General features: G+C 58.5%; 34 protein-coding genes and 2 tRNA genes. 20 read left to right on the forward strand and 16 right to left on the reverse strand.

The annotated features are described in order from the left end of the window. Positions 1 to 2: 2 nt before the first annotated feature. Positions 3 to 2,048 carry a DNA cytosine methyltransferase gene (locus tag M0808_RS20185; protein ID WP_247842233.1) on the reverse strand — a complete coding sequence of 682 codons (2,046 nt, stop codon included), beginning with the start codon at positions 2,046 to 2,048 and terminating at the stop codon, positions 3 to 5. 84 nt (positions 2,049 to 2,132) lie between these two features. On the opposite strand from M0808_RS20185, the gene M0808_RS20190 reads away from it, so the two are divergent. Next, positions 2,133 to 2,330, forward strand: a complete 198-nt coding sequence (locus tag M0808_RS20190; RefSeq protein WP_247842234.1) for a hypothetical protein — start codon at positions 2,133 to 2,135, stop codon at positions 2,328 to 2,330. A 5-nt stretch (positions 2,331 to 2,335) separates the two neighbouring features. On the opposite strand, the gene M0808_RS20195 is transcribed toward M0808_RS20190, so the two are convergent. The 12 genes from M0808_RS20195 to M0808_RS20245 form a co-directional block, all read right to left on the reverse strand. Continuing rightward, positions 2,336 to 2,665 carry a hypothetical protein gene (locus M0808_RS20195; RefSeq protein WP_247842296.1) on the reverse strand — a complete coding sequence of 110 codons (330 nt, stop codon included), beginning with the start codon at positions 2,663 to 2,665 and terminating at the stop codon, positions 2,336 to 2,338. A 114-nt stretch (positions 2,666 to 2,779) separates the two neighbouring features. After that, entirely contained in the window at positions 2,780 to 3,241 is a 462-nt protein-coding gene (locus tag M0808_RS20200) for a hypothetical protein (RefSeq protein ID WP_123587648.1), read from the reverse strand. Then, positions 3,238 to 3,480, reverse strand: coding sequence for a hypothetical protein (locus M0808_RS20205; RefSeq protein WP_247842235.1), 243 nt, complete (start codon positions 3,478 to 3,480; stop codon positions 3,238 to 3,240). The genes M0808_RS20200 and M0808_RS20205 overlap by 4 nt, the downstream gene beginning before the upstream one ends. Beyond that, positions 3,477 to 5,105 carry a YqaJ viral recombinase family protein gene (locus M0808_RS20210; RefSeq protein ID WP_247842236.1) on the reverse strand — a complete coding sequence of 543 codons (1,629 nt, stop codon included), beginning with the start codon at positions 5,103 to 5,105 and terminating at the stop codon, positions 3,477 to 3,479. The genes M0808_RS20205 and M0808_RS20210 overlap by 4 nt, the downstream gene beginning before the upstream one ends. After that, positions 5,102 to 5,989 carry a recombinase RecT gene (recT, locus tag M0808_RS20215; protein WP_247842237.1) on the reverse strand — a complete coding sequence of 296 codons (888 nt, stop codon included), beginning with the start codon at positions 5,987 to 5,989 and terminating at the stop codon, positions 5,102 to 5,104. The genes M0808_RS20210 and recT overlap by 4 nt, the downstream gene beginning before the upstream one ends. A 156-nt stretch (positions 5,990 to 6,145) precedes the next feature. After that, a complete protein-coding gene (locus M0808_RS28495) occupies positions 6,146 to 6,271 on the reverse strand; it encodes a hypothetical protein (RefSeq protein ID WP_268989791.1) in 126 nt (41 codons plus the stop codon). Beyond that, positions 6,268 to 6,462 (reverse strand): hypothetical protein, encoded by a 195-nt coding sequence (locus M0808_RS20220; RefSeq protein ID WP_103486728.1) that lies wholly within the window; start codon positions 6,460 to 6,462, stop codon positions 6,268 to 6,270. Before M0808_RS20220 ends, M0808_RS28495 begins: the two co-directional genes overlap by 4 nt. Beyond that, a complete protein-coding gene (locus tag M0808_RS20225; protein WP_204895521.1) occupies positions 6,459 to 6,653 on the reverse strand; it encodes a hypothetical protein in 195 nt (64 codons plus the stop codon). Before M0808_RS20225 ends, M0808_RS20220 begins: the two co-directional genes overlap by 4 nt. Then, on the reverse strand, positions 6,650 to 7,087 hold the full coding sequence (locus M0808_RS20230; RefSeq protein ID WP_247842238.1) for a hypothetical protein: 438 nt from the start codon (positions 7,085 to 7,087) through the stop codon (positions 6,650 to 6,652). Before M0808_RS20230 ends, M0808_RS20225 begins: the two co-directional genes overlap by 4 nt. Next, complete coding sequence (locus tag M0808_RS20235; protein ID WP_247842239.1) at positions 7,084 to 7,362, reverse strand: hypothetical protein; 279 nt, start codon at positions 7,360 to 7,362, stop codon at positions 7,084 to 7,086. Before M0808_RS20235 ends, M0808_RS20230 begins: the two co-directional genes overlap by 4 nt. A gap of 21 nt (positions 7,363 to 7,383) precedes the next feature. Next, positions 7,384 to 7,575 carry a hypothetical protein gene (locus M0808_RS20240; RefSeq protein ID WP_247842240.1) on the reverse strand — a complete coding sequence of 64 codons (192 nt, stop codon included), beginning with the start codon at positions 7,573 to 7,575 and terminating at the stop codon, positions 7,384 to 7,386. Between the two features lie 555 nt (positions 7,576 to 8,130). Next, complete coding sequence (locus M0808_RS20245; RefSeq protein WP_247842241.1) at positions 8,131 to 8,307, reverse strand: hypothetical protein; 177 nt, start codon at positions 8,305 to 8,307, stop codon at positions 8,131 to 8,133. Positions 8,308 to 8,713: 406 nt separating this feature from the next. On the opposite strand from M0808_RS20245, the gene M0808_RS20250 reads away from it, so the two are divergent. Continuing rightward, positions 8,714 to 9,037 carry a DUF1654 domain-containing protein gene (locus M0808_RS20250; RefSeq protein WP_247842242.1) on the forward strand — a complete coding sequence of 108 codons (324 nt, stop codon included), beginning with the start codon at positions 8,714 to 8,716 and terminating at the stop codon, positions 9,035 to 9,037. Positions 9,038 to 9,100: 63 nt separating this feature from the next. Here M0808_RS20250 and M0808_RS20255 read toward each other — a convergent pair whose 3' ends face one another. The 3 genes from M0808_RS20255 to M0808_RS20265 all read right to left on the reverse strand — a co-directional run bounded on the left by M0808_RS20255 (position 9,101) and on the right by M0808_RS20265 (position 11,316). After that, positions 9,101 to 9,544 carry a hypothetical protein gene (locus tag M0808_RS20255; RefSeq protein ID WP_247842243.1) on the reverse strand — a complete coding sequence of 148 codons (444 nt, stop codon included), beginning with the start codon at positions 9,542 to 9,544 and terminating at the stop codon, positions 9,101 to 9,103. Further along, a complete protein-coding gene (locus M0808_RS20260) occupies positions 9,541 to 10,383 on the reverse strand; it encodes a hypothetical protein (RefSeq protein ID WP_247842244.1) in 843 nt (280 codons plus the stop codon). Before M0808_RS20260 ends, M0808_RS20255 begins: the two co-directional genes overlap by 4 nt. Before the next feature lie 78 nt (positions 10,384 to 10,461). Then, entirely contained in the window at positions 10,462 to 11,316 is an 855-nt protein-coding gene (locus M0808_RS20265; RefSeq protein ID WP_247842245.1) for a S24 family peptidase, read from the reverse strand. A gap of 88 nt (positions 11,317 to 11,404) precedes the next feature. Here M0808_RS20265 and M0808_RS20270 point away from each other — a divergent pair, with 88 nt between their 5' ends. The 18 genes from M0808_RS20270 (at position 11,405) to M0808_RS20355 (ending at position 20,983) form a co-directional block, all read left to right on the forward strand. Next, complete coding sequence (locus M0808_RS20270) at positions 11,405 to 11,581, forward strand: Cro/CI family transcriptional regulator (protein WP_009048019.1); 177 nt, start codon at positions 11,405 to 11,407, stop codon at positions 11,579 to 11,581. 62 nt (positions 11,582 to 11,643) lie between these two features. Further along, the gene (locus M0808_RS20275) at positions 11,644 to 11,838 is read left to right on the forward strand and encodes a hypothetical protein (RefSeq protein ID WP_237143817.1); all 195 of its coding nucleotides are present in this window, start codon (positions 11,644 to 11,646) and stop codon (positions 11,836 to 11,838) included. A gap of 314 nt (positions 11,839 to 12,152) precedes the next feature. Then, a complete protein-coding gene (locus M0808_RS20280; RefSeq protein WP_247842246.1) occupies positions 12,153 to 12,914 on the forward strand; it encodes a phage antirepressor KilAC domain-containing protein in 762 nt (253 codons plus the stop codon). Beyond that, the gene (locus tag M0808_RS20285; RefSeq protein WP_247842247.1) at positions 12,914 to 13,648 is read left to right on the forward strand and encodes a DnaT-like ssDNA-binding domain-containing protein; all 735 of its coding nucleotides are present in this window, start codon (positions 12,914 to 12,916) and stop codon (positions 13,646 to 13,648) included. The genes M0808_RS20280 and M0808_RS20285 overlap by 1 nt, the downstream gene beginning before the upstream one ends. Then, positions 13,645 to 14,358: a replication protein P gene (locus M0808_RS20290; RefSeq protein WP_247842248.1), complete on the forward strand. Its 714-nt coding sequence runs from the start codon at positions 13,645 to 13,647 to the stop codon at positions 14,356 to 14,358. The genes M0808_RS20285 and M0808_RS20290 overlap by 4 nt, the downstream gene beginning before the upstream one ends. After that, positions 14,355 to 14,582: a hypothetical protein gene (locus M0808_RS20295; RefSeq protein WP_247842249.1), complete on the forward strand. Its 228-nt coding sequence runs from the start codon at positions 14,355 to 14,357 to the stop codon at positions 14,580 to 14,582. The genes M0808_RS20290 and M0808_RS20295 overlap by 4 nt, the downstream gene beginning before the upstream one ends. After that, entirely contained in the window at positions 14,575 to 15,045 is a 471-nt protein-coding gene (locus tag M0808_RS20300; protein ID WP_247842250.1) for a hypothetical protein, read from the forward strand. The genes M0808_RS20295 and M0808_RS20300 overlap by 8 nt, the downstream gene beginning before the upstream one ends. Next, a complete protein-coding gene (locus tag M0808_RS20305) occupies positions 15,042 to 15,437 on the forward strand; it encodes a hypothetical protein (protein ID WP_247842251.1) in 396 nt (131 codons plus the stop codon). The genes M0808_RS20300 and M0808_RS20305 overlap by 4 nt, the downstream gene beginning before the upstream one ends. Beyond that, positions 15,437 to 16,045, forward strand: coding sequence for a recombination protein NinG (locus tag M0808_RS20310; protein ID WP_247842252.1), 609 nt, complete (start codon positions 15,437 to 15,439; stop codon positions 16,043 to 16,045). The genes M0808_RS20305 and M0808_RS20310 overlap by 1 nt, the downstream gene beginning before the upstream one ends. Continuing rightward, the gene (locus tag M0808_RS20315; protein WP_247842253.1) at positions 16,042 to 16,737 is read left to right on the forward strand and encodes a hypothetical protein; all 696 of its coding nucleotides are present in this window, start codon (positions 16,042 to 16,044) and stop codon (positions 16,735 to 16,737) included. Before M0808_RS20310 ends, M0808_RS20315 begins: the two co-directional genes overlap by 4 nt. 121 nt (positions 16,738 to 16,858) lie before the next feature. Further along, a tRNA-Thr gene (locus tag M0808_RS20320) sits at positions 16,859 to 16,934 on the forward strand. A 3-nt stretch (positions 16,935 to 16,937) separates the two neighbouring features. Beyond that, positions 16,938 to 17,013: transfer RNA gene (locus tag M0808_RS20325), tRNA-Asn, on the forward strand. A 268-nt stretch (positions 17,014 to 17,281) separates the two neighbouring features. Beyond that, the gene (locus M0808_RS20330) at positions 17,282 to 17,611 is read left to right on the forward strand and encodes a hypothetical protein (RefSeq protein WP_047297555.1); all 330 of its coding nucleotides are present in this window, start codon (positions 17,282 to 17,284) and stop codon (positions 17,609 to 17,611) included. Beyond that, entirely contained in the window at positions 17,608 to 17,955 is a 348-nt protein-coding gene (locus tag M0808_RS20335) for a hypothetical protein (RefSeq protein WP_247842254.1), read from the forward strand. Before M0808_RS20330 ends, M0808_RS20335 begins: the two co-directional genes overlap by 4 nt. Before the next feature lie 52 nt (positions 17,956 to 18,007). Next, positions 18,008 to 18,631 (forward strand): putative metallopeptidase, encoded by a 624-nt coding sequence (locus tag M0808_RS20340; RefSeq protein ID WP_247842255.1) that lies wholly within the window; start codon positions 18,008 to 18,010, stop codon positions 18,629 to 18,631. Beyond that, on the forward strand, positions 18,632 to 19,141 hold the full coding sequence (locus tag M0808_RS28590; RefSeq protein ID WP_247842256.1) for an NUMOD4 domain-containing protein: 510 nt from the start codon (positions 18,632 to 18,634) through the stop codon (positions 19,139 to 19,141). A 92-nt stretch (positions 19,142 to 19,233) separates the two neighbouring features. Next, on the forward strand, positions 19,234 to 19,695 hold the full coding sequence (locus tag M0808_RS20350) for a DUF2280 domain-containing protein (RefSeq protein ID WP_223007880.1): 462 nt from the start codon (positions 19,234 to 19,236) through the stop codon (positions 19,693 to 19,695). Next, positions 19,682 to 20,983, forward strand: a complete 1,302-nt coding sequence (locus tag M0808_RS20355; protein ID WP_247842257.1) for a terminase family protein — start codon at positions 19,682 to 19,684, stop codon at positions 20,981 to 20,983. Before M0808_RS20350 ends, M0808_RS20355 begins: the two co-directional genes overlap by 14 nt.

The raw sequence follows: 20,983 nt of genomic DNA on the forward strand, positions 1-20,983 counted from the left end.
GGTTATGCGGCTTCGGCTTGGCGTTCGGCGGCGCGCCACGGATCGTTGGCCCGTGCCAGTGCAGCCATCGGCGGCGGGCTGACGCTGTTGCCGCACATATGCACTTGCTGGGTCTTGGTGAACGGCTTGCCGTCGGCGCCGTGGCTGATGATGTAGTCGGCAGGGAAGCCCTGAGCCTTGTACAGCTCGGCCGGTTGCAGCATCCGCAGGCAGATGTCGATGATCACGTAGGGCGTGCCCTTGATGGTGACCGTAACCAGGCCCAGCCGATCCTTGGTGGTGATGGTTGGCGCTGGCGCGTCTGCGGCGCTCATGTTCTCGGTGCCGTAGTAGCTGATCAGAAATGCCGCGACCCGCAGCGCACCGGCTTCAACTTCCGGCGAGAGCTGCAGTTCGACCAACGAACTCTTGCCGCCACCGCCGGCCGTGATGGTTGGTGCTGGCTCTTCCACGCCTTGGCCGACGCTGGCGCCGAACTGACGCTCCATGAAGGCAGTGACCAGCCCGTGGTGAGTACCGCCGGCGCTGATGGTGTGCAGTGGGTCGGCGGTGTCCCGCGCATCGCAGTTGCCGCGCAGGTGCACCAGGTTCGCGGTCACCAGCTGCTGCTGGCTCCCGGTGTTGGTCACTGTGGTCATCGGATCGTCGACGCTCTTGGCGTCGGTGGTGTTGAACCCGCCGCTCATCTGGGCCATGAACACGGTTGAGATGCCCATGGCGTGCGCTGCGCCGGCAGGGCGCTGGTAGTTGCCGCCACTTGTAATGGTTGGCAGCGGTTCGCCAAGCGCTTTGCCTTCGTCCGCAAACCTGAACTTGACCAGGTGGGCCGCGGCGAGCGCGCGGTGACCACGCGTCATCAAGGTGCCGAGAGGCTTATCCGCAGCTACCGGGTTTCCGGCATATGCCGGGCCACCGGCACCAACCAGCACTGGGCTGATCAATGTCAGCTCGCCGCGATTTGCGCAGGTGACCGTAGGGAGAGGGTCGTGGGGGTTGTTGACTCGGTCGCTGCCTTGGTGCGTGGCTGGCGCAATGATCGGGCTGGCCATTGCGAATGATCCGCCGCGCGGCCAGGAGGTCACGGTGCGCAGCGGTTCATGCGCAGACTGCACGCTATCACCGGACCAGTTCGCGATCGGCACGATGAATGGGTCAGCGGCATCAATGACGAACTTCTTCATGCCCTTGGCGATTCGACGAAGGGTCGCCGGTGCCAACGGCTTGGCCCGGTCGAAAATGCTTTTGCTCGGGATGGTCCAGTCGATGCACTCGGCGGCGGTGCGCCACTTTTTTTGGCCCTTGGCCGGGTGCTTCGCGTGGGTCGGCTCGGGCCATACAATCGGCTGACCATCGCAGCGGGCGATCATGAACAGGCGTTCGCGGCTGGTAGGTGCGCCGAAGTCGCAGGCCTTGATCACTCGCCATTCAACTGCGTAACCCAGACGCTGCAGCTCTGCGACGAACACAGCCCAAGTCTGCCCGCGGCGTGCCGGATCCGGTACCAGGAACTGCTGGCTGACCGGTACCACTTCGCCGGGCTCGGCAACGCCGCCGCCGAGTTTCACAACCCGGCCAGTGGTCTTGCAGCGCTTGGCTATCAGCGGCCCCCACTGGAGGATCTGTTTCACGTTCTCCAGGCTGATGACGCGAGGCTTCTTCTTGCCGGCCCACTTCAGCCCGATCCACGACAGGTTCCTGATCTCGCGCTTGCGCGGCTGCCCGCCGGCGGCCTGGCTGTGGTGCGTGCAATCCGGCGACATGTGGAACCAGCCCACGGCCTTGCCGCCACATTCCGTGTCGGGATCACCATCGAACACGTCGGTGGTGTAGTGCACGGCGCCCGGGTGATTCACGGTGTGCATGCTGATCGCCGCGGCGCTGTGGTTTTTCGCGACATTCACCGCGCGGCCCAGGCCCATCTCCAGCCCGGTACCGGCGCCGCCGCCACCGCAGAAGAAGTCGACAACGATCTCATCGTCCTGAGTGCTGAAGCCGAGTCCGTATTGAGTTTTGAAATCGAAGGGGTGTTTCTTCTGTTGTGCGGACATAGGGGATCCTCGCCGGCTGGCGTGATTCGTAGAAGTGGGGTATTTGTGTTCGGCCCGGCATGGAGCCGGAGATAGGAGAAGCAGATGGCAAACCAAAATCAGCTCGATGCTGTAGAACAGCTACTGATGGCTTTGTTGAACACGCCAGAAATGAATCTGGTGTCGAGCAAGGTTTTTGAAAAAGCCCAGGCCGCGTTGATGGGTAGTGATGGCCCGCCAGGCACAAAGCAAAAAACCGATGCAGCTAACTATTTGGCTCACCTGAAGCTGCAGTTGAAGTAGTAGATCTACCTAGGCTTGACGATTTCGTCGTCAGGCTCTGGCGGGTCATCAACGAGCGACTTCAAGCCGGCAGCCTGAATAATTCGCGACACCTTTTCAAATACAACAAAAGGTGTCGTGACACACTTGAGCATCTTGGCTTGTGTTTCGAAGTCAGCCGCGATCAGGTTCCGCAGCAGGTTCTGATACACCTCCTGCTGGTTGTTGAAGCCGTGGGCGACCATGACCCGCTTGAGGTCTGGCTTGAACACCCCGGCCACCTCAACCGTAAACTTCTCGACGCCCAATGCAGCATCCTTCGCTGCTGCCTTCTCGCGCTTTTTCTTCTGCTTGATCGCTTCCTTCGTCGGCTCCTGTTCTTAAGCCATGGCCTACCTCTTCAATTCCGCTGGCCGGCAAGTCCAGCCAGGTCTGTCGGCGGCGCGTGGCCGCCCGGTTGATGGTTCGTCTCACGCTGCAACCTTCACCTGATGCCAAGCGCCGACCGATGCCAGCAGCGCCGATAACCGTGCTTCGGGCACCGGCGTGTCACCGGGCACGGCCAGCCAGCCCATGCCGACGCGGTGATTGGGGTTGCAATCGGCCTTCACCTCTTCGTAGAAATGCTCAAGGACATCCGAGAGCCTTTCCACCAGGTGCACGCCGTCGGGCTTGATGTCGATCGACTTGATGTATTGGGCGCCGTCCTGACGAACGCAGATGCCCGCGATGTAGATCGTCCAGCGGTGCGCGACATCGCAGAGTGCGTCGGAAACCGCTCTCGACAGGATTTGCTTGCCGTTCTTCCAGTTGATCATGACCTGAAGGCCGCTTGGATCGATGTTGATCACAGCTGCGTGGTGGGTGTTGACCAGGGCGCGCATGCTGCGCTCGATCTGCACCCGACGATTGCATGGTTTGCGCTTGCTCATATCGAGTCCGCCATTTTGCGCAGAGTCTTTCGGTCAGCGGCCGATATCGGCTTCGGGCGCCGCTTGAGTACCGTTTCAGGGTCTATTTTGTTTGAGCGGGGCGGCGGCAGCGGATTGCGCGGCGGGCTCTTCAGCTTGTCGATCCGCCCGCCGGCGGCCAGGTACTGGGCGACCTGGTCATTGATGGCTTCCGCGTTCTGCCGCTGTTGCTCGATCAGGTTGAGATGGTTGCTGATCATGCCGCCACCTTGACCAGCTTGACGCCGGCCATGCTGAACTTAGCGCCCTGGGCGGCGACCATTGCGTCGAGTGCCTCCCAGTCCACGGTCAGCACCGAAATAGGGGCTTGGCCGTAGGCGACAGCTTTGATCAGCGACTCCAGATCGAACACTTCGGCCTGCAGGTTCACCGGCGCAGCGGTTGTAGTCGATGGTTTCGAGGCTGACTGAACCGGCGCCGCAGCTTTCACTGGTGCCGGGCTGGCAATTGGAACCTGTTCGACCGGCGCCTTGGCTTTCGCCTCGTCTTCGATTCGCTTCAGCTCCTCCTGACGGATCTGCTCGCGCTGATCTTCGGCTTTCTGCTTCTCGGCCTTCTGATGTTCAGAGATGCGCACCTTGATCAGTGCGACCAGATCGTCGTTTGCCTTCATCACCAGCTGCTGAACGTCGTTGAACAGGAACATGTAGTCGGCTGCGAGCTCGCCCAGGCTGGCCAAGTTGCTCCGGATGCTGTCGCCGACCTGGCTTGCGGCAATCTTTGCGCGGGCCAGCTCGGAATCGGCAGAGTCGCGCAGGCTGCTGATCGTCTTTTTGCCTTTGATGGCTCCGGCGAAATCAGCAGGCACCGCCGGCATGCGCGCTTTGCCGCCCAGTGAAGCATTGATCTGGTCGATGTGGACCTGCAGCGCCTTGGCTGCATCCATGACGATGTCTTCACGGATGCTGAGCTTGCGAGCCTTCACCAGTTTGTCGAGCATCAGACGCTTGGCGCGCGCCTCGGCGCTGATCTCGTCAATGGTGCGGAACAGCGCGTCAATGCTTTCGGTTTGGCTCAGCGCGTGCTGCTTGGCGGCTTCCAGTCGCTCCTCGACATCGCCACACCACTTGACCGTTTTTTCGGCGTCAGCGAAGTGCTGATCGGTTTCCAGCACAGTGTTGATCGAACCGAAAACGGCCAGCGAGTGAGCCTTGAACTGCTCAAGGTTGCTCGCCGTGACCATCCCAGTAACCTCGATGCGCAGAGCGGGCAAGGATTCCGGCGTTTTACCAACAGCCTCCGGCACCACCTCGGCGGGAGTGAAGTCCTGCAAATCGGCTTGGAACTGTTTCCAGCCTGCGACGAGCGTTGCGGCGCGGCCGGGCACCGGCGCGTATTCCATCGACACGAAGTTTTCCTCGGTGCCGTCGGAGCAGACGAAAATTACTTTCTCGGCGCCGCTCACCAGCAGCTGTTGTTCGAGCTGCCAGTAGTAGTGCGGATCCAGCGTACCCGCGCGAACGTCGGCAGCAAGTTGCTCGTTCCACATTTTGTGTTCGAACAACACGTCGCCGAGGATGGTGCAGCCATCGAGGGATGCGAGCAGATCACCTTCGGTGCCGACGACGGGAAACAGGTCCTCGCCAATTCGCCCCTCAAGAATCGGCCGAGCGAGCGCCTCCGCTTCGTGCCCTTTGTCGAACAGATTTTTCTGCACCCACCACGACACGTCCCGATCGAGACCGGTCTTCTTCGCGTGCAGCAGTTCAGTGCGCTTCATCTGCTTTGAGGCGCCCATCATTGCCGGCGCTTCTGAAGCCGTGAAGTAGTTGGCGCGGAGCGCGTGCCAGGCTTCGGAGCCCTGAGCGACATTGTGGATTTTCATTCGTGGTCTCCTTCAATCGGCGCGAGCGCTTTGATCTTGGCGATCTGCTCTTCGCTCAGTGTGAATTTGCTGCTGACAGTTGCGATCAGGTGATCAGGGGCGGAGCGGCCGGCGTCGACAGCGACTTGCCATTTAGGCAAGTTCTCTGCGAGCTTCTCGTCGGGGTAGGGCGGAAGTTCAGCTGGTGCCGCGCCACGCGCCGGTGATACGTCGCGAATGGTTGGTGCGGTTTCTTCCAGCTCATCCGGGCTGTACACGCCGAGGATCACGTCCGGGCAGTAGAGACGCGACCAACGTTTGGTGGCGAGGTATGCCAGTTGCTGGCGAGGATCGTCTGCCCAGAGCGTGCTGTTGCGGGTGCGGGCTTGGGCCAGCAGCAGCTCAAGCACGCGCGGCTCGTCTTCGCCGCGAAAGGTCGCCCAGACCTTCACGCCCAGCCCTTGCTCGTCCTCAAGCTTCCAGCCCGGGACGCGGTACTCACCTTTGTCGCCGTTCTTGATGGTGAATTTGCCGATCACCTTTTCCCAAGCGCCGTACCACTCGTAGTGCAGGCGATCCAGCACCGGTGCGCAGGTAGTGATCACCGCGTTTACGAGCTGCGCTTCGTAGCCCAGCACGCCATTCACCAAGTGCGTTTTCTGCGCCACGGCGAACGGGTTCATCTTCCACTGCATCGACTGCATGACGACCGCCAGACAATCCGCAGGGTTGCCGTTGAAGTGCTTCGGCAGCGTAGCGCGGCCGGTGGCCATGACTTCGGCCAGGCGCATCATCTTGTCCAGGCTGTCGCCGTCCAGCACCAAAGCGCTGGTGCTGGTTGCTGCGTGCGGAAGGACGTGGAGGTTTCGGTCGTGCGCCACCGGCGCAACGCTTTGAGCGGACATGACTGTTCCTTGCCGCGCGGTGCGCAGCGATTGAATGCTTGGTTTATTGAGTGATGCGGTCGGCGAGGGCGCTGAGCAGCATCAGGAAGGTGAAAACGCCGAGGGAAGAGAACGCGCCGCGCCAGATGATCAGGCGGCGCGCCCATTGGCGACTGGTCACTGGAACACCTTGTAGGTGGTCGATTTTGGAACTTGGCAGGTGCCAGGCTCGCTATTGACGACCTTGAGGGCGCCTGCGCCTACCACCAGAACCACGACGAGAATCCAGTAGACGAGATTCATGGCCGAGCCCTCACAGCGATGCGCCCGCCTTTCATGGTCACCGACAGTCGCTGTGGGAGGTTGTCGACCAGATCCTCGCGCTTGCGGCCGATGACCTCGTTGAAGGGGAGGCCGAAACCGAGGACGGCGATCTTGCGCTCGATATCTGCCAGTTGCTCATCAACCAGCGTTGTGACGATTGGCGTGGTCATGCTGCCAGCTCCTTGCGCTGCCGACTGATCTTCAGCAGGCGGGCGCTGTAGTGTTTGAATTCTTCTGCGGTTATGGCGTTGGCTGTGAAGTGCTGGATGATCAGCCCCTCGGCCAGGGTTTCGTCGATCTGGCGGGCGCCGGCGTGTTCAGCAGCTTCCAGAGCCTTATCGATGGCGATGTGAGCGCTCATAGGTCGCTGTCCACATCGTCCTCGGCCGCTTCGCGCTCAGCAGCAACAGCTTCAGCGGCGTGAGGGCGGAGGAAGTTGGCGGCGATCGCCTCAAGCTGTGTGACCGGGCTGTTGCTGCCCAGCAGGTGTTTGGCGTGCGTCAGCGCCTCGGCCGGACTGCCAACCACGACGGCCAGCACCAAGTTGGCGAACGAGTCGCGATCATCGAACCCGTCGATCTGTCGCTGATTCAGGTGGTGCTGCAGGTGTTCGGCGTACTCCGCTGAGGTCACCTTCCGCACCGGGCCAAGCCGGCGCTTCCATTCCACATCCGAGCCGCACACCAGCTGTTCAGCGGCGCTTTCCAGCCATTCCCGCTGTTCGTCTGGCTCGCTCACCGCCGGAGGCAATTGCGCGTCGTACATGGCCTGACAAATCTTCAGTGCTGCGTTCATGCGACCTCCGGCCAATGGCGCTCAATGCTCTGTTTTGCGTAAATGGACAGCTGCTGGTAACTGTTCACGCCGCCGCAGCCAGGCATGGTTCCTTCCAGCTCGACGCAGGCGCGGATATCGCAGCGGCGCGAGCAGACCCAGCCGCCGTAATGGCAGCGGTGGACTTCACCTTTCGGCTCGGGGTGATAGGCGAGGCCGCCTTTCCACGATGGCGAGCCGCGCAGCTTCAGCCCGCAACCTCGGCAAACTGCTTGTGTGTCGGTGCAGTTGTGCATGACGACCTCCAGTGTTTGGGGTTAGGCGGTGGCCGGAATGGCTTCACGAAAGCGCGAGGGGCTCCAGTCGCACGACTCATCCGCAGGGATGTGGCCGAACATCGCGGTGCAGCGCTTGCAGTGCACGCAGTCGCCGCAGGTCTTGCCCTCGGGCAGGTTCATCTGATCAGCGTTGTCTGCCGACCGTGGATACGGCGCTCGTTGCTCGGCCATGATTTGCTCCATGTGGTTGATCCAACAAAACTCGGATGCACTCGTTCGCTCCGCTGGTTGCCGTTGGGCGCGGAGGGGAGTGCATTCGGGTGGTGTCGGAGAAGTGGCCCGGTCTCGCTGCTGGCGACAGACCGGGTTTGCATCATCAAGTTGTCTTCGTGCGCTGGGGTGGCCTACCTCATTCGGCCGATGCGCGGTGACATCGACGGCCTACTGTCCGCTGCCTGTATGAGTGATGGGCGCCAGCCTTCAGGCTTGCCGCGCCGCGCAGGTGAATCGCTCACTTTTACATGGCTGCCATTCCTCTGATTGAAGGTAACTGCCGAGCATCCTTCGGCAGTTGGTTGTGATGCAGGTGGGCGGTTATAGGCCGCAGTTTCGTCCGCATCGGGGTGGGATCTGACCGGGACTCAACCGGTATTGAGCGGATGGGGCAGCCCTGAAGACTACCTGTTGGCACATCCGCCGCCCGAGGCTTGGCCTCAGATCACACCCCGATGCGCTCTCATAGAGAGGATCGGGCAGTTAACGACAGGCTGTCGTGGCGCTGGTTGTTCAGCAGTCGTATGGAGGCTTTTCGCCGATTCGCTTCAGCTTTTCTTGCTGGAATGCCTCGGCGATATCGAAGGCCTTGGTCACGATCAGCTCGGGGCGGTCATCGTTGGCAGAAATGAGGCCGATCATCGCTGCGATTGCGTAGCTTTCGACTTCTTCATGTTCATTGCGAGTCATCGTGGTTCTCCGGTTGATTTCCCGTCTGGCCCTGTCGCCAAGGCCAGCCAGTGAAATCTGTTTTCCATTCCATGCGCGGCGCCGCGGTTTCCCCACCTGGCCGGCGTCACACATTTCGTGTTCGGTGTTCTTCGCCGGCTGGCTTGCATGGTTTGGCGTCCTCCCATATGGGGAGTCCGGCAGGTTCCAGAGCCTGCATGGGGATCGAAGTTTGTGTTTCGCGCTATGCCCGTTTCCGGGGATCGATCCGCGAAGATTCCTGACTGTTAAAGAGCGGCGGGTCTCTTGAGGCCCTGTCCAAGTGCAAGTGGACTTGCATTTATAAAAGCATGCTGGTGTTTTGAATGCAAGCAAACTTGTATTTATTTTTAATACTGTATGCGCATCCAGTAGTTAGGAGTTGGGCATGAGTAGCCAAGAAAAGAGCCGGTCGCAGAAGGATCGCCAAGTGTTAACCGGCCTGGAGCGGCTATCGCTCAGGGTGTCATCGATGATCAATCACCCGGTCGCGCAGATTCAGCGATGGGTGACGATCCATCGGCTGGACACGGATGGAGAGAGGGAGTGGGAGGAGGTGATGGGATTGTTGTCAGAGACGGAGTGCATAGACATGACATTCAATGACGACGACTCAGTGACGCTCAGGTGGGATCCTCAAGGCGAGGAGGAGAGGAGCGCCGAGGTGGAAAATCTATTTGAAGTGGCGCTGGAGGAGCCCGCACCGTTCTAATCGACAGAAAAAGCCCGCTAATTTGCGGGCTTTTGTAATTCATTGTTAGCTAAATCTAGTAATTCAGTCGTAGTCGATAATTATAAGCACGCTTTTTGCGGTGTCGTATAAATTAATTATCGAGTATGAGAATAAGGAAAAAAGCAAAACCGGATATACAGCGGCCAGTTCTTTTGACTGCTTGACTAGCTCGGAGTCGGCAACAGTAAGCAAAATCACCGATATAACAATTAGGGCGATTTGTTCTTTGATCGATAGCAGCATCTCATTTTTTGTCGCCTGAAAAGCTTCCGACCCAGCGCCAGCTTTATCTATTAACTCTCGTATTTTAGTCAGAACAATGCCCATTGTTCCCGAATTGATAGCGAGTAGCGCGATCAACAAAGTGATTAGGTTGCCTTTCAAGAAGGTGATGAGGAACTGGCTCTGACAAAACGATTGCAGCAGCTGGCATAGATATCCTATACCTAGTGCAATTAGCGTATTTGTCAGTACCTGCTTTATCATTTCATCAGTTCCTTGAGTATGTTGGCGATATCCTCCGCCGATCCATCCAGTTTAGCATCTCCTATCTCAATTTCCTTAACTTCATTTGCAGTATTTATTTTCTTCTTAACGCCGCTTAAAGTAATTGAAACACTGCCTCCGCCGTCACTCGTGTAAGATGCTAGTCCGTCTACTGTCGGGTCGGCCTTATCGAGCACTAGCGAGGCGCCTGGGTCCGCTTCGATTGCAAGCGTGCTTTTCACGGCGTTAGTTTTCTTCGCAAATGAGCGCAGGTCCTCGGGAAGGGCCTTTGAGATTGACGCCATGTTAGGAGTAACAAGCTCGAACTCAACCTTTTTGATTTTTCCGCGATGTTTTTCGACAAGATCCCAGAAAACACGTTTTTCAATCAGAGGCTCTACTGATGATATTAGCTGGTGTCGAGCTAATGGCTCTTCAATAGACTTCATAATTATTTTTGCAACAGCTCGCGAATGCTGAAAGGCTTGAAGTCTGTGTTGCACTGCAATGAGCTGTATTTCTGGATCGTTCCAGATGGCTACTAATATTTTTGGCCAGTTGTCAACGGATTTTACGCTGAAGTCCTTCGTTTCGAGATTTACTGACCTATTTACTGCCACCCTAAATAGAAAGAAGTCTTTATCTTCGTAAAGTCTTTGAACATTTATTTCGGCTCTTTCGCTTTTGAATGCAGTGGGCAGCTTTAAAGCTTCAGCAAATATCCGATTTTTCTGCTCTATCAAATCGTCGACTGATTTAGGGCCGTATAGGTCACCTTGAAAATATCGATCTCTTGGAAGTAGCTGATACCTGAAGAGATTAAAACGAGTCTTTGACATTGTTAACTTCCTGTCGAGGCCTTCGCTTCCCTGTCATGCGGTTATGCGTGCCAATTTAATTGATAGTTAGGCTTAGCATTACACCAGTTGGGCATTCCAAACGAGGAGTACGCGAGCCTGTATAAAGGTTTCGTCTGCTCTTATCGTCTGCGGTGGGTGCCGTTCGTTATCTGAAATCATCTTGATCTGATCATCACCGACCCACTGGAGACGCTTGATGTAGAGGTGACCTTCCCAGGAAAACATGTAGATCCCATCCCCCACGAATTCCCGGATGCTGATGTCGACCAGGAGCGGATCGCGATGCTTGATCGTCGGCGCCATCGATTGGCCCCAGCCGGTCACCATTTTCAGATGAAAATGCTCTTTGAATTCGACACCCATCTCGCGAAGGTGCTGGGGGCTGACTCGGACATCCTGCAGCATCTCGGGATAGTCGTGCGGGATCTGGCCGCCACCCATCGCAGCGCGAACGTCGTAGTGCGCGATCCACACCTCATCACCCACGGCGCCCGGACGGTAATAATCGACCTCAGCCGAATCCCCTAGCACTACGTGCAGGGCAGCATCTTTCACCGCGTCAGCAATTTTCGTCCGAGCTTCATCGCTTAGGTTTTTCCCGTGCTTGGCCAGCATCGCGCTTACCAGGTCGGCGGATGATTTTGCCTCGGTCAACTCCTGAGCCTGGGCGCCGTTCTTGCGCCGAGGCGGCTCGCCTTTTCCTGACAAAAGCCAGTCGACCGTCGTGTCATAGCCGTCGGCAAGCGCGATCAGGTTCTCGTTTTTGATGTTCTCGGTATCGCCGGCGAACCACTGCCGCACAGCCTCATAACTGATGCCGCAGGTGGTCGCGATGTCACGCTTCACACTCCGCACGCCAATGTCCGGCTTTCGAGCAAGAACAAGTTTTGTGATTCGTTCAGTCGTTTTCATGGCTGCAATCTACAAGAGTGCTTGTCAAGCATGCTTGTTTTGAATACACAAGCATGCTTGAATATGAGGAAGAGCAAAGGAGGTCGGTATGACCAAGTCGCAAGCAATCAAGCATTTCGGCTCCATCTCCGCCCTGGCAAAGGCCCTCAGCGTTACCTATGAGGCAGTCCGTCAGTGGGAGGTGGTGCCCGAGCTGCGCCAGTACCAGATCGAGCGAATTACCAAGGGCGCCTTGAAAGCCAGCCAGCAAGACGCTGCTGCGTAGTCATACCTCTGGTTCGATAGACGTTTTTCCATTTCTGAAACCAGGAGCATCGAAGCATGTACATGGACCCCAATCAAAAGCGCGCCATCCCGGTGAAGGTTCGATTCGAACCAGTGCTTGATCGGATTCTGCGTAAGGCCGCGACCAAAACCCGTATGCAGCACGCCACCTACCTCTACGAAATCATCGAGTGGGCAGTGGCCAATGGCGTGATCGAGGAACTGATGCAGGACAAACAAGAAGATATCGCGGGCTGAAGCCCCTTTGGAGGGCCAAATGACCGTAGAGCTGGAAAGGCTGCCTCCTCCGACTCGAAAGCGAGTGGAGGAATTGATGCGCGTAAACGGCTGGACTTTCAGCCATGCCGTCAACGCAATGATGGAAACCGCGATTGCATGCGGTGCGCTCTCAGAAGTGGGGCGAAAGAAAGCCAAGGTGCTGAAGTTGGTGCCCCCAATGAGGGCCTCTGGCAGGGACTCTTAAGGGTAATCCAGAGGGCCTCTGCCAAATTCGAGACGAAAAAAAGCCGGGGTAGTGACCCGGCTCTCTTAAAACGCTTGTGGAGCAAATCATGCACCAATCAAACCAAACGATCAATACCCCGGCCAGTGTCGCGACACAATTTGGCAACGGTGAAAACGTGTCGCGCATTGTTTCAACCATCGCCCTCCGCGACATGATCAACGAAGCGCGACAGCAGGCAGGCGAGCCAAGGGTCCGCAATGACCATTTCCTTTCCCGGGTTGAGGACGAGTTGGGCGACGATCTGGAGGGGGTGCAAAAATATTACACCCCTCTGCACGGTAACCAGGTGGCGACTTACGGGCTGACTCTCGACCAATGCATGCTGGTAGGGATGCGCGAATCGAAAGCAGTGCGCCGTTCCGTCCTCCAGAAACTCAAGGAGCTGGAAGGTCCTCGGGTTATCGCCACGCTTCCAGACTTTTCCAATCCTGCAGCGGCTGCCCGTGCGTGGGCTGAGCAGTTCGAACTTCAGCAAGCGGCCAATCAGGCCCTGATTGAGGCCGCGCCGAAGATTGCCTTCGTCGAGCGCTACGTCGAATCAACCGGACTCAAGGGCTTCCGCCAGGTGGCGAAGCTGCTCAAGGCCAACGAATCGCGCTTCCGCGAGTTCCTGCTCGACAAAAAGATCATGTACCGCATGGGCGGCGAGTGGCAGGCCTACCAGCCTCACATCGACGCTGGCCGCTTTGAGGTAAAGGCAGGCACCACTGACGGCGGTCACGCCTACAACCAATCCAAATTCACTCCCAAGGGCGTCAACTGGATTGCCGGTCTGTGGGCGCAATACCAATTGAGGGAGGTCGTGTAATGGCCGGGGACTGGATCAAGTTCGAACTCGCAACCATGGACAAGCCCGAGGTTTGCCAGATCGCCGACCTCGCAGACATTGATCAGGATGCAGTGGTCGGAAAGCTCATGCGTGTGTGGGCGTGGTTCGATCAGCAAACCGAAAAAGGTAACGCTCCGAGCGTTAGCAAAAAGTTACTCGATCGTTCGGTAGGCGTTATCGGATTCTGCGATCACATGAAAGCCGTGGGTTGGATGGATGAGTGTGACGGTGTAATCAGCCTTCCTCACTTCGAGCGTCATAACGGGAAGACCGGTAAAAACAGGGCTTTGACGGCAAAAAGGGTGTCGAATCACAAAACCAAAAGTAACGCTGGCAGCGTTACTCCTGCGTTACCTAAAGAAGAGAAGAGTAAAGAACCTCTCTCTACGCACGAGGCTGTCGATCCTCGCATGCCCAGCGAAATGACCTTGGACTGGCATCCTGATCAAAAGCTTCTCAAAACCTACTCGGTGCATTCAGGTGTAGCGCCGAACCTGTTCACCGAAGAAGCGCGACGTGCATTCACAGCCCACTACGAACCGCGCGGTCAAGTGAATACCCAGGCCGAATGGGTGCAGATGCTGGTGAAGTGGGTGCTGAACGACCGCAATCGCGCGGCGGCCTCGAATGTGAAACCGTTCCCGACTCGCCCAAGTGCTGAGCCTGACTTCGACAGCACCAACTGGGCCCGTGACTTTGTGGTGGTCCCATGAAGCCGGCCAACCAACTGATGGCGACCATGGGCAACCTGCCGCCTGCAAAGCACGTCCAGCCGCTGCAAGTGACTCCGCAGACGGCAGAAGTGGTGAATGACCTGTTCCGCCGGCTGCGCGGGATCTTCCCGGCATGGCGCCAGGCCTGGCCATCCACCGAAGCACTCGACGCCGCCAAGGCCGAATGGATCAAGGAGTTCGCCGACGCTGGTATTCGCTCCCTGGAGCAGATCGAGTTCGGCATCCAGAAGTGCCGCAAGCTCAAGAAGCCTTTCGCGCCGAGCGTTGGTGAGTTCATCGCCATGTGCGTGCCCGGTCCTGAAGACTTCGGCATGCCCACACCGGCCGACGCTTGGCTTGAGGCGCTGATGGGCACCTACAGCCACGAAGCGGTGAAGCTCGCGGCGGAAGCCACCGGACTGTTTGACCTGCGAGCGGCAAAGCAGGAAGACAAGGGCCTGCGGGCCAGATTCGACCGTAACTACGAGGTGATCCTGCGCCGCGCACAGACCAACCAGCCACTGGACGGGAAGATCGCCGCGGGCATCGGGCACGACAGCCAGAAAAGCGAATTGGAACTGGCCGAGGAATTCGCCAGCCAGCGCCAAGCACGACTGCTGGCCACTCAGGGCGTCCCAACCACCGGCGCCGCCGCACGGGCGCAACTGCTGGCCAAGTTCGGCAGAAAGGACACGGAGAAACGGACATGACCATCGACAAACAGAAACTCCAGTCCCTGCTGTGGAGTGAGGTCGCTGCCTGGAAGGCTGACTGCGCGGAGTGGAAGCGCAATACCGATGCGCTACAGGAATTCTTGGGGGATAAGACCGTGGAGGAGGTGGCGCTGGATCTGCTGGCCGAGAACGACCGACTGACAAAGCAGCTCGGGGAGATGATCGACGGTCTCCCGAGCAAGGTTGGCCGTCATGACTGACAAGATCAGTGTCAACTGTCAGGCCAAGCTCTCCGAGGCGATCACCAAGCTCAGCGCCATGTTCCGCGACAAGAAGTTCGTGGTGGTCTCGCTGCGCCCAGGCAAGGATCGTACGCTCGACCAGAACCGGCTGTGGTTCGCGATGTACAAACGCATCTCCGAGATGACCCAGATCGGCGACGCCGCCGACGCTAGGTGCTACTGCAAGCTGCACATCGGGGTGCAGATCCTGCTGAACGAGGACGCCGGTTTTCAGGCTGAGTGGTATCGGGTGATGCGGCACCTGCCATACGAGGCGAAGCTCGCCCTGATGGGGGAGTGCAAGCTCTTTGGTCCTGACGGGTTTCCGGTGACCAGCCTGTTCAATCGCGCCCAAGGCGTTGCGTACACCGACCGCATTGTCGCGCGCTTCGCTCCGCAGGGCGTGTACTTCGATGATCTTCTGAGCCAGGAGGCCGCATGAAAAATGGAAATGATCGCCCGGTGAATTCCGTGGCGGCGCGGGTCGTGTCGCGCGGTGAGTCGTTTGATTATCACGTAGATGAGAAGCACGCCGACTCGGAGCTTCCGCTTTCGATCCGGCAGCCGACCGATCTTGAGCTGTGCTTGCCAGGTTTCTTGAACCTCGTAGGGGTTAAGTTCGGTCGACTGATCGTGCTTGGCATATCGGCCGAAACAAAGGCTCGGTGGGTTTGTAAGTGTGTATGCGGCTACTACGTCCTGAGAACGGCGAAGGCCATTAAGGCTGGAGCTAAGGGCTCATGTTGCAACCGCTGCAAGCTGCTGGCCAATGCAAAAAGCGCTGAGTACTTCCGTCGCACGGGGAAGCGTGTCAATTCGGAGGATTTTCTCTGATGAGAACCGAACCCCCTATCAAGAAGCCCAAGCCAAAGAAGTGCAAAAACCCTGCATGCGGTATCAGCTTCCCGCCGCAGCGCTTGGGGCAGGCGGTGTGCAGTCCGAAGTGCGCTCTGGCAATGGCACCGGCGAATAGCGAGAGAGCGAGCAAAGCCATCGCCCAACTCGGTCGCCGCGAGATCAAAGTCCGCAAAGAGAAACTGAAGACCAGAGCTGACCACCTGCGCGAAGCCCAGGCCGCGGTGAACGAATACGTCCGCCTGCGTGATGCGCACCTGCCGTGCATCAGCTGCGACTCAATGCCGAACGACAGTGACCTGATGACGGGCAGCCGCTGGGACGCTGGCCATTACCGATCCGTCGGCGCCTGTCCGGAGCTGCGCTTCGAACCCCTGAACATCCACCGCCAGTGCGTGAAGTGCAACCGCAACCTGTCCGGCAACGCGGTCGAGTACCGCATCCGGTTGGTGCAGCGCATCGGCGCCGACAAGGTGGCCTGGATTGAAGGGCCTCATCAGCCCCAGAAGCTCACCGTCGAAGAAATCAAAACCATCAAGGCCGAATACCGAGCCAAGACCCGCGAACTGAAGAGGGCTGTAGCATGATCTATCCAGGCGTTCTGAACGCAGTTGTCTCCGCCCTCGCGGCTGAGGCCATCGACAACACCAGCAAACAGGCATGGCAGAAGCTGTACAACTCTGCCGACGAAGAGGAGGGCGGCGATCTGGCGACACTGGTCCGTTCCCGTGGCGCCGACACCATCGACCGCACGCAGGTGGACTGCTGGGTGTCTGCCCGGCTGCACAGTGCGCTCGAGCCGAAGCACTGGGATGCGCTTGTGGCGAAGTACAGCACCCACAAGGGACGCAAGGTGCAAGCGATCTCAGCGTTGCAGACCCTCATCAACACCCCGGCCCCGAAGCTGTTTCTGTTCAAGGCGACCACTGCCTGGGCTATCCCGCAGCTGAAGGGGGCGCGGCCGAAGGTGGCCACGTCCGTATCCGTCGAGATCCCGCTCGATGCACCGGAGTGGCGTCGCGAAGCAGTGGTGAGGGCTGCGCTGGCGGCAGGCCAGGCCAAGGCGAAGAGAGACGAGTCCCGATCGGCCGACATGATCGTGCTGAAGGACAGCTTCTACGACATGAACACCTGGGACAACGACGGGACGCCGGAATCGACTCGACGTCGGTGGCGGCAGGATATCGGCAAGGCTGCTGACGTCTTGGTCGACGAGGCTCTGGCGCACGCTGCCGACATTCTGGAGGTGGAAGGTTTGCTGATTGAACAAGCTGCATGATTGCCTGTTGACATCAGTGAGCGGATGAGCGAAATTAACCCCATCCTGTCATTCCTGCGCGTATCGAGGAGTGATAAACGAAACCCGGCCACCGCGCCGGGTTTTTTATTGCCTGAAATTCGCCGCCATAGCTCCAGTGGTAGAGCAGTCGCCTTGTAAGCGAATGGCCCGGGGTTCGAATCCTCGTGGCGGCACCACATTGGCATGTAGCTCAGTCGGTAGAGCAGGCGGCTGTTAACCGCCCGGTCGGAGGTTCGAGTCCTCCAATGCCAGCCAGCAACACTGTAGCCAGGACAGCCTTCGGGAAGGCCTGGACGTCGATAGCCGGATAGTGCGACGTACGGAATCAACGCCGGCAGCCCGCGCACCCTGACCTCAAACTTGCTTTCGGGGTGGCGCGAGACTGGATCAGCGAGATCGATGCATAGGGGCGTCGACGTTGGGAGAGTCTTTGGCAGACAGCTCGGAAAGACGAGCGCACCTATTCAGGGCCTCTGCACTTGCAGGGGCCTTTTCGTTTCTTCATGCCCACGGAGTCGAGCGCATGGATTTTTTGCACCGCCTGCTCGACAGATTGGATCTGCTGATCGCCGGCCTGTTCGGCGTCATCGTCGCCAGTTGGTGGCACAAGGACGATCTGACCGATTGGCGCGCCTGGCTGATCTTCCTCACCACTGGAGTGGCCTGCGCCCTGTACTTGACCGGTATGGTCAGTGCGTACCTTGGCGTGACCGAGCCGAACATCGTTGCCGGTGTGGGCTTCCTGCTGGGCACCTTCGGCGGATCGCTGCTCGCAGCCATCAACCGGGCCATCAAAGCCGCTGACCTCTGGGCGCTCATTCGCCAGCGGTTCGGGGGAGGCAATCCACCATGAGTCTTGAACTGATCAACTCCATTGCCTGCGGCTTGATTGCCTTGTGGGCGACCTGGTGTGTTCTGAGCGGGAAAGTGCGGGACGGCATCCTCGGCAAGCTGATCTATTCGGCGATCGCCATCAGCGGGTTTGTGGTGATGAGCCGCAACCAGAACATCTTCATCATCGGCCCGACCACCGCCGGGATCACGCTTCACGTCTCGCTGGCCCTTGCCGGTATGCGTCACATCTTCATGGTCATCTGGTGGCAGCGGGTGAAAGCGTGGCTTTGCCGGACATTGAACTGTGAGCACTGCATGCGTTGTGACAAGGCACCGGGCGGGATCGAACGTCGATCCAAGTAAGTCGCGACACGTATCGCGAATCAGCAAATTGTGTCGCGACACGGAGGAGTGAATGGATAGGCCAATGCCGCCGGCTTCACTGCTCGACCTGTCTGAGCTGTCCAGCTTTGGCATTCGCCTGATCCCGGCGCCTGAAGTTTGGGAATGGCTCCAAGCCGAGATCCTCGCTGACACCGGAAGCATCCACAACGAAGAGCACGCCCATCTGATCGATGCGGACATTCGTGTGATGTGGGCGTCTGCTGCCTTCACGAAGAAGGGGCGCACGGTGGTGGGCCAGGCAGAGCAGGTAGCGTTCCGCGCCGGTGGCTGGCAAAAGGCCCGGATGGAACAGCAGATGCTGGATTGGTTCGGCGACGTGCCGGCCTACATCATCACCCTGGCCGCCGACTACTGCGCCGACTGTTCCGACGCTGACTTCTGTGCGTTGGTCGAGCATGAGTTATTTCATATAGCTCAAGAGCTTGATCAGTACGGGGCTCCAAAATTTACAAAAGAGGGCGCGCCAAAGCTTTGTATCCGCGGGCATGATGTCGAGGAATTTGTTGGTGTCGTCAGGCGATACGGCGCATCAAAAGACGTCCAGCGAATGGTTGACGCGGCGAACGGTTCCCCAGAGGTCTCAAAGGCTTCGATTGCCCGGTCCTGTGGTACTTGCATCAGAGGAGTTGCATAGGTGGAAGAGCAATGGAAACAGATTCTGGACTGGCCCAACTACGCGGTCAGTGATCGTGGACGAATCAAGAGACTTACGACGCGAAACAGCGGAGTCGCTGGAGCAATTCTTTCGCAGTTCCTGGTCTCCGGGTATCCGTCGGTGAACCTAACCGATTCCGGAAAGCGAAAATCCGTGCGTGTCCACCGCCTGGTTGCTGAAGCTTTCCTGCCAAAGCCAGTGGACGCCACCGAGGTAAATCATATTGATGCCTCTCGATCCAACAACGACCTGCTCAATCTGGAGTGGGTGAGCGCCTCAGGCAACCGGAAGCATGGATATGACCATGGCGCCAACGCCGCTGAAGGTGAGCGCAACGGCTATTCCAAGCTTACTGAAGATCACGTTCGCGTCATTCGCGCGACCAAGCCGCTGACGAGATCGGTTCAGGCTGAGTTGGCTGATCAATTCGGCGTGTCGATGGCGACAGTTAGGGATGTGGCAGCAAGAAGAACATGGGCGCACATCTGAAATGACGCCGAAATCGAATATATCGAGGGCCTGCGGAACCTGTCTGCTCAAGTCGGCCTGATTCCTGACAGGTCCTGACGGATGAAATTCACATGGCAGCACTACGAAGCGAGGTCAAAGCCTTCATTGTTCAGGCTCTGGCCTGCTTCGATACACCCTCTCAGGTGGTGGAGGCCGTCAAGAAAGAATTCGGCATAGATGTCAGTCGCCAGACCTGTGAGGGGCATGACCCAACGAAGTACGCAGGACGTGGCCTGGCACCGCGCTGGGCGGACATGTTCCATGCCTGCCGAGAGCGATTCACTGCCGAGACTGCGGACATCCCGATCGCCCATAGAGCCTATCGGCTTCGCGCATTGGGGCGGATGGCTGAGAAGGCCGAGAGCATGAAGAACATGGCCCTCACTGCTCAGCTACTAGAGCAGGCGGCCAAAGAGGTTGGCGACATCTACGTCAATCGCCAGACCAAGAACGAGAACCCCCACGACAACGTGCCGCCCACGCGAGTGCAGGTCGACGTGGTGGATGCGAGGAAGCCTGATGCCGACGCTTAACGTCCCGCAGGCGCGCTTCCTCCAGATGGAGAACAAGTTTCGCGGCTTTGTTGCCGGTTTCGGTTCGGGTAAGACGTGGGTAGGTTGCGCCGGTATCTGCAAGCATGTTTGGGAGTGGCCGAGGATCAACTCGGGATACTTCGCGCCGACCTACCCGCAGATCCGCGACATCTTCTTTCCGACGATTGAAGAGGTGGCTTTCGACTGGGGCCTGAAGGTCAAGACGAAGGAGAGCGACAAGGAGGTCGAGTTCTACAGCGGCGGACAGTATCGCAGCACGACCATCTGCCGTTCGATGGAGAAGCCGCAGACGATTGTCGGTTTCAAGATTGGACATGCGCTGGTGGATGAGTTGGACGTCCTGCCCGCACTGAAGGCTGAACACGCCTGGCGCAAGATCATTGCCCGTATGCGCTACAACGAGCCGGGGCTCAAGAACGGCGTAGACGTGACCACGACGCCGGAAGGCTTCAAGTTCGTATACCAGCAGTTCGTGAAGCAGTTGCGCGAGAAGCCCTCGCTGCAAGGCATGTATGGGCTGGTACAGGCCAGCACGTTCGACAACGAGTTGAACCTGCCACCCGATTACATTCCATCCCTGATGGAGTCTTACCCGCCGCAGCTGATCCTGGCCTATCTCAACGGCCAGTTCGTCAACCTGAATGCTGGTTCGATCTACCACGCGTACGACCGGAAGCTGAATGGCTGCTTCGATGCGGTGGAGCCCGGCGAGCCACTCTTCATCGGCATGGACTTCAACGTCGGCAAGATGGCGGCAATCACGCACGTCAAGCGTGCAGACGGGAAGCCTCGGGCAGTCGACGAGCTGATCGATGGCTTCGATACCCCGGACATGATCCGGCGCATCAAGGAGCGCTACTGGCGCTACAACGGCAAGGACTACGAGAAAACCTGTGAGATTCGAATCTATCCGGATGCCTCGGGTGGCTCCCGCAAGTCGGTAAATGCCAGTGAGACAGACATTGCCATCCTGCGCCAAGCGGGATTCAGCGTCATCGCACCAGATGCGAACCCGCCGGTGAAAGACCGCATCAACGCCATGAACGCGATGTTCTGCAACGCCAATGGCGAGCGGCGCTACCTGGTAAACCCGCTGCGCTGCCCAACATATGCGGACGGCTTGGAGCAGCAGGTATGGGCGCCGAATGGCGAGCCCGACAAGAAGTCAGGCGTCGACCACGCGAACGACGCTGGCGGTTACTTCATCCACCACGACTACCCGATCATCAGGCCGGTCACGCACATTCCTGTCACATTCAGCTTCTGA

The organism is Pseudomonas sp. MWU12-3103b (assembly GCF_023100615.1).
Classification (GTDB): Bacteria; Pseudomonadota; Gammaproteobacteria; order Pseudomonadales; family Pseudomonadaceae; genus Aquipseudomonas; species Aquipseudomonas putida_A.

Coding starts and splice junctions, on each gene's coding strand:
- M0808_RS20260 (WP_247842244.1), bottom strand. CDS start 10,383: ATGTCAAAGACTCGTTTTAATCTCTTCAGGTATCAGCTACTTCCAAGA.
- M0808_RS20315 (WP_247842253.1), top strand. CDS start 16,042: ATGATCTATCCAGGCGTTCTGAACGCAGTTGTCTCCGCCCTCGCGGCT.
- M0808_RS20340 (WP_247842255.1), top strand. CDS start 18,008: ATGGATAGGCCAATGCCGCCGGCTTCACTGCTCGACCTGTCTGAGCTG.
- M0808_RS20265 (WP_247842245.1), bottom strand. CDS start 11,316: ATGAAAACGACTGAACGAATCACAAAACTTGTTCTTGCTCGAAAGCCG.
- M0808_RS20230 (WP_247842238.1), bottom strand. CDS start 7,087: ATGAACGCAGCACTGAAGATTTGTCAGGCCATGTACGACGCGCAATTG.
- M0808_RS20270 (WP_009048019.1), top strand. CDS start 11,405: ATGACCAAGTCGCAAGCAATCAAGCATTTCGGCTCCATCTCCGCCCTG.
- M0808_RS20220 (WP_103486728.1), bottom strand. CDS start 6,462: ATGACCACGCCAATCGTCACAACGCTGGTTGATGAGCAACTGGCAGAT.
- M0808_RS20200 (WP_123587648.1), bottom strand. CDS start 3,241: ATGAGCAAGCGCAAACCATGCAATCGTCGGGTGCAGATCGAGCGCAGC.
- M0808_RS20185 (WP_247842233.1), bottom strand. CDS start 2,048: ATGTCCGCACAACAGAAGAAACACCCCTTCGATTTCAAAACTCAATAC.
- M0808_RS20295 (WP_247842249.1), top strand. CDS start 14,355: ATGACCATCGACAAACAGAAACTCCAGTCCCTGCTGTGGAGTGAGGTC.
- M0808_RS20330 (WP_047297555.1), top strand. CDS start 17,282: ATGGATTTTTTGCACCGCCTGCTCGACAGATTGGATCTGCTGATCGCC.
- M0808_RS20355 (WP_247842257.1), top strand. CDS start 19,682: ATGCCGACGCTTAACGTCCCGCAGGCGCGCTTCCTCCAGATGGAGAAC.
- M0808_RS20205 (WP_247842235.1), bottom strand. CDS start 3,480: ATGATCAGCAACCATCTCAACCTGATCGAGCAACAGCGGCAGAACGCG.
- M0808_RS20285 (WP_247842247.1), top strand. CDS start 12,914: ATGGCCGGGGACTGGATCAAGTTCGAACTCGCAACCATGGACAAGCCC.
- M0808_RS20310 (WP_247842252.1), top strand. CDS start 15,437: ATGAGAACCGAACCCCCTATCAAGAAGCCCAAGCCAAAGAAGTGCAAA.
- M0808_RS20335 (WP_247842254.1), top strand. CDS start 17,608: ATGAGTCTTGAACTGATCAACTCCATTGCCTGCGGCTTGATTGCCTTG.
- M0808_RS20275 (WP_237143817.1), top strand. CDS start 11,644: ATGGACCCCAATCAAAAGCGCGCCATCCCGGTGAAGGTTCGATTCGAA.
- M0808_RS20305 (WP_247842251.1), top strand. CDS start 15,042: ATGAAAAATGGAAATGATCGCCCGGTGAATTCCGTGGCGGCGCGGGTC.
- recT (WP_247842237.1), bottom strand. CDS start 5,989: ATGTCCGCTCAAAGCGTTGCGCCGGTGGCGCACGACCGAAACCTCCAC.
- M0808_RS20235 (WP_247842239.1), bottom strand. CDS start 7,362: ATGCACAACTGCACCGACACACAAGCAGTTTGCCGAGGTTGCGGGCTG.
- M0808_RS20290 (WP_247842248.1), top strand. CDS start 13,645: ATGAAGCCGGCCAACCAACTGATGGCGACCATGGGCAACCTGCCGCCT.
- M0808_RS28495 (WP_268989791.1), bottom strand. CDS start 6,271: ATGAATCTCGTCTACTGGATTCTCGTCGTGGTTCTGGTGGTAGGCGCA.
- M0808_RS20350 (WP_223007880.1), top strand. CDS start 19,234: ATGGCAGCACTACGAAGCGAGGTCAAAGCCTTCATTGTTCAGGCTCTG.
- M0808_RS20210 (WP_247842236.1), bottom strand. CDS start 5,105: ATGAAAATCCACAATGTCGCTCAGGGCTCCGAAGCCTGGCACGCGCTC.
- M0808_RS20240 (WP_247842240.1), bottom strand. CDS start 7,575: ATGGCCGAGCAACGAGCGCCGTATCCACGGTCGGCAGACAACGCTGAT.
- M0808_RS20255 (WP_247842243.1), bottom strand. CDS start 9,544: ATGATAAAGCAGGTACTGACAAATACGCTAATTGCACTAGGTATAGGA.
- M0808_RS20300 (WP_247842250.1), top strand. CDS start 14,575: ATGACTGACAAGATCAGTGTCAACTGTCAGGCCAAGCTCTCCGAGGCG.
- M0808_RS20190 (WP_247842234.1), top strand. CDS start 2,133: ATGGCAAACCAAAATCAGCTCGATGCTGTAGAACAGCTACTGATGGCT.
- M0808_RS20245 (WP_247842241.1), bottom strand. CDS start 8,307: ATGACTCGCAATGAACATGAAGAAGTCGAAAGCTACGCAATCGCAGCG.
- M0808_RS20250 (WP_247842242.1), top strand. CDS start 8,714: ATGAGTAGCCAAGAAAAGAGCCGGTCGCAGAAGGATCGCCAAGTGTTA.
- M0808_RS20225 (WP_204895521.1), bottom strand. CDS start 6,653: ATGAGCGCTCACATCGCCATCGATAAGGCTCTGGAAGCTGCTGAACAC.
- M0808_RS20280 (WP_247842246.1), top strand. CDS start 12,153: ATGCACCAATCAAACCAAACGATCAATACCCCGGCCAGTGTCGCGACA.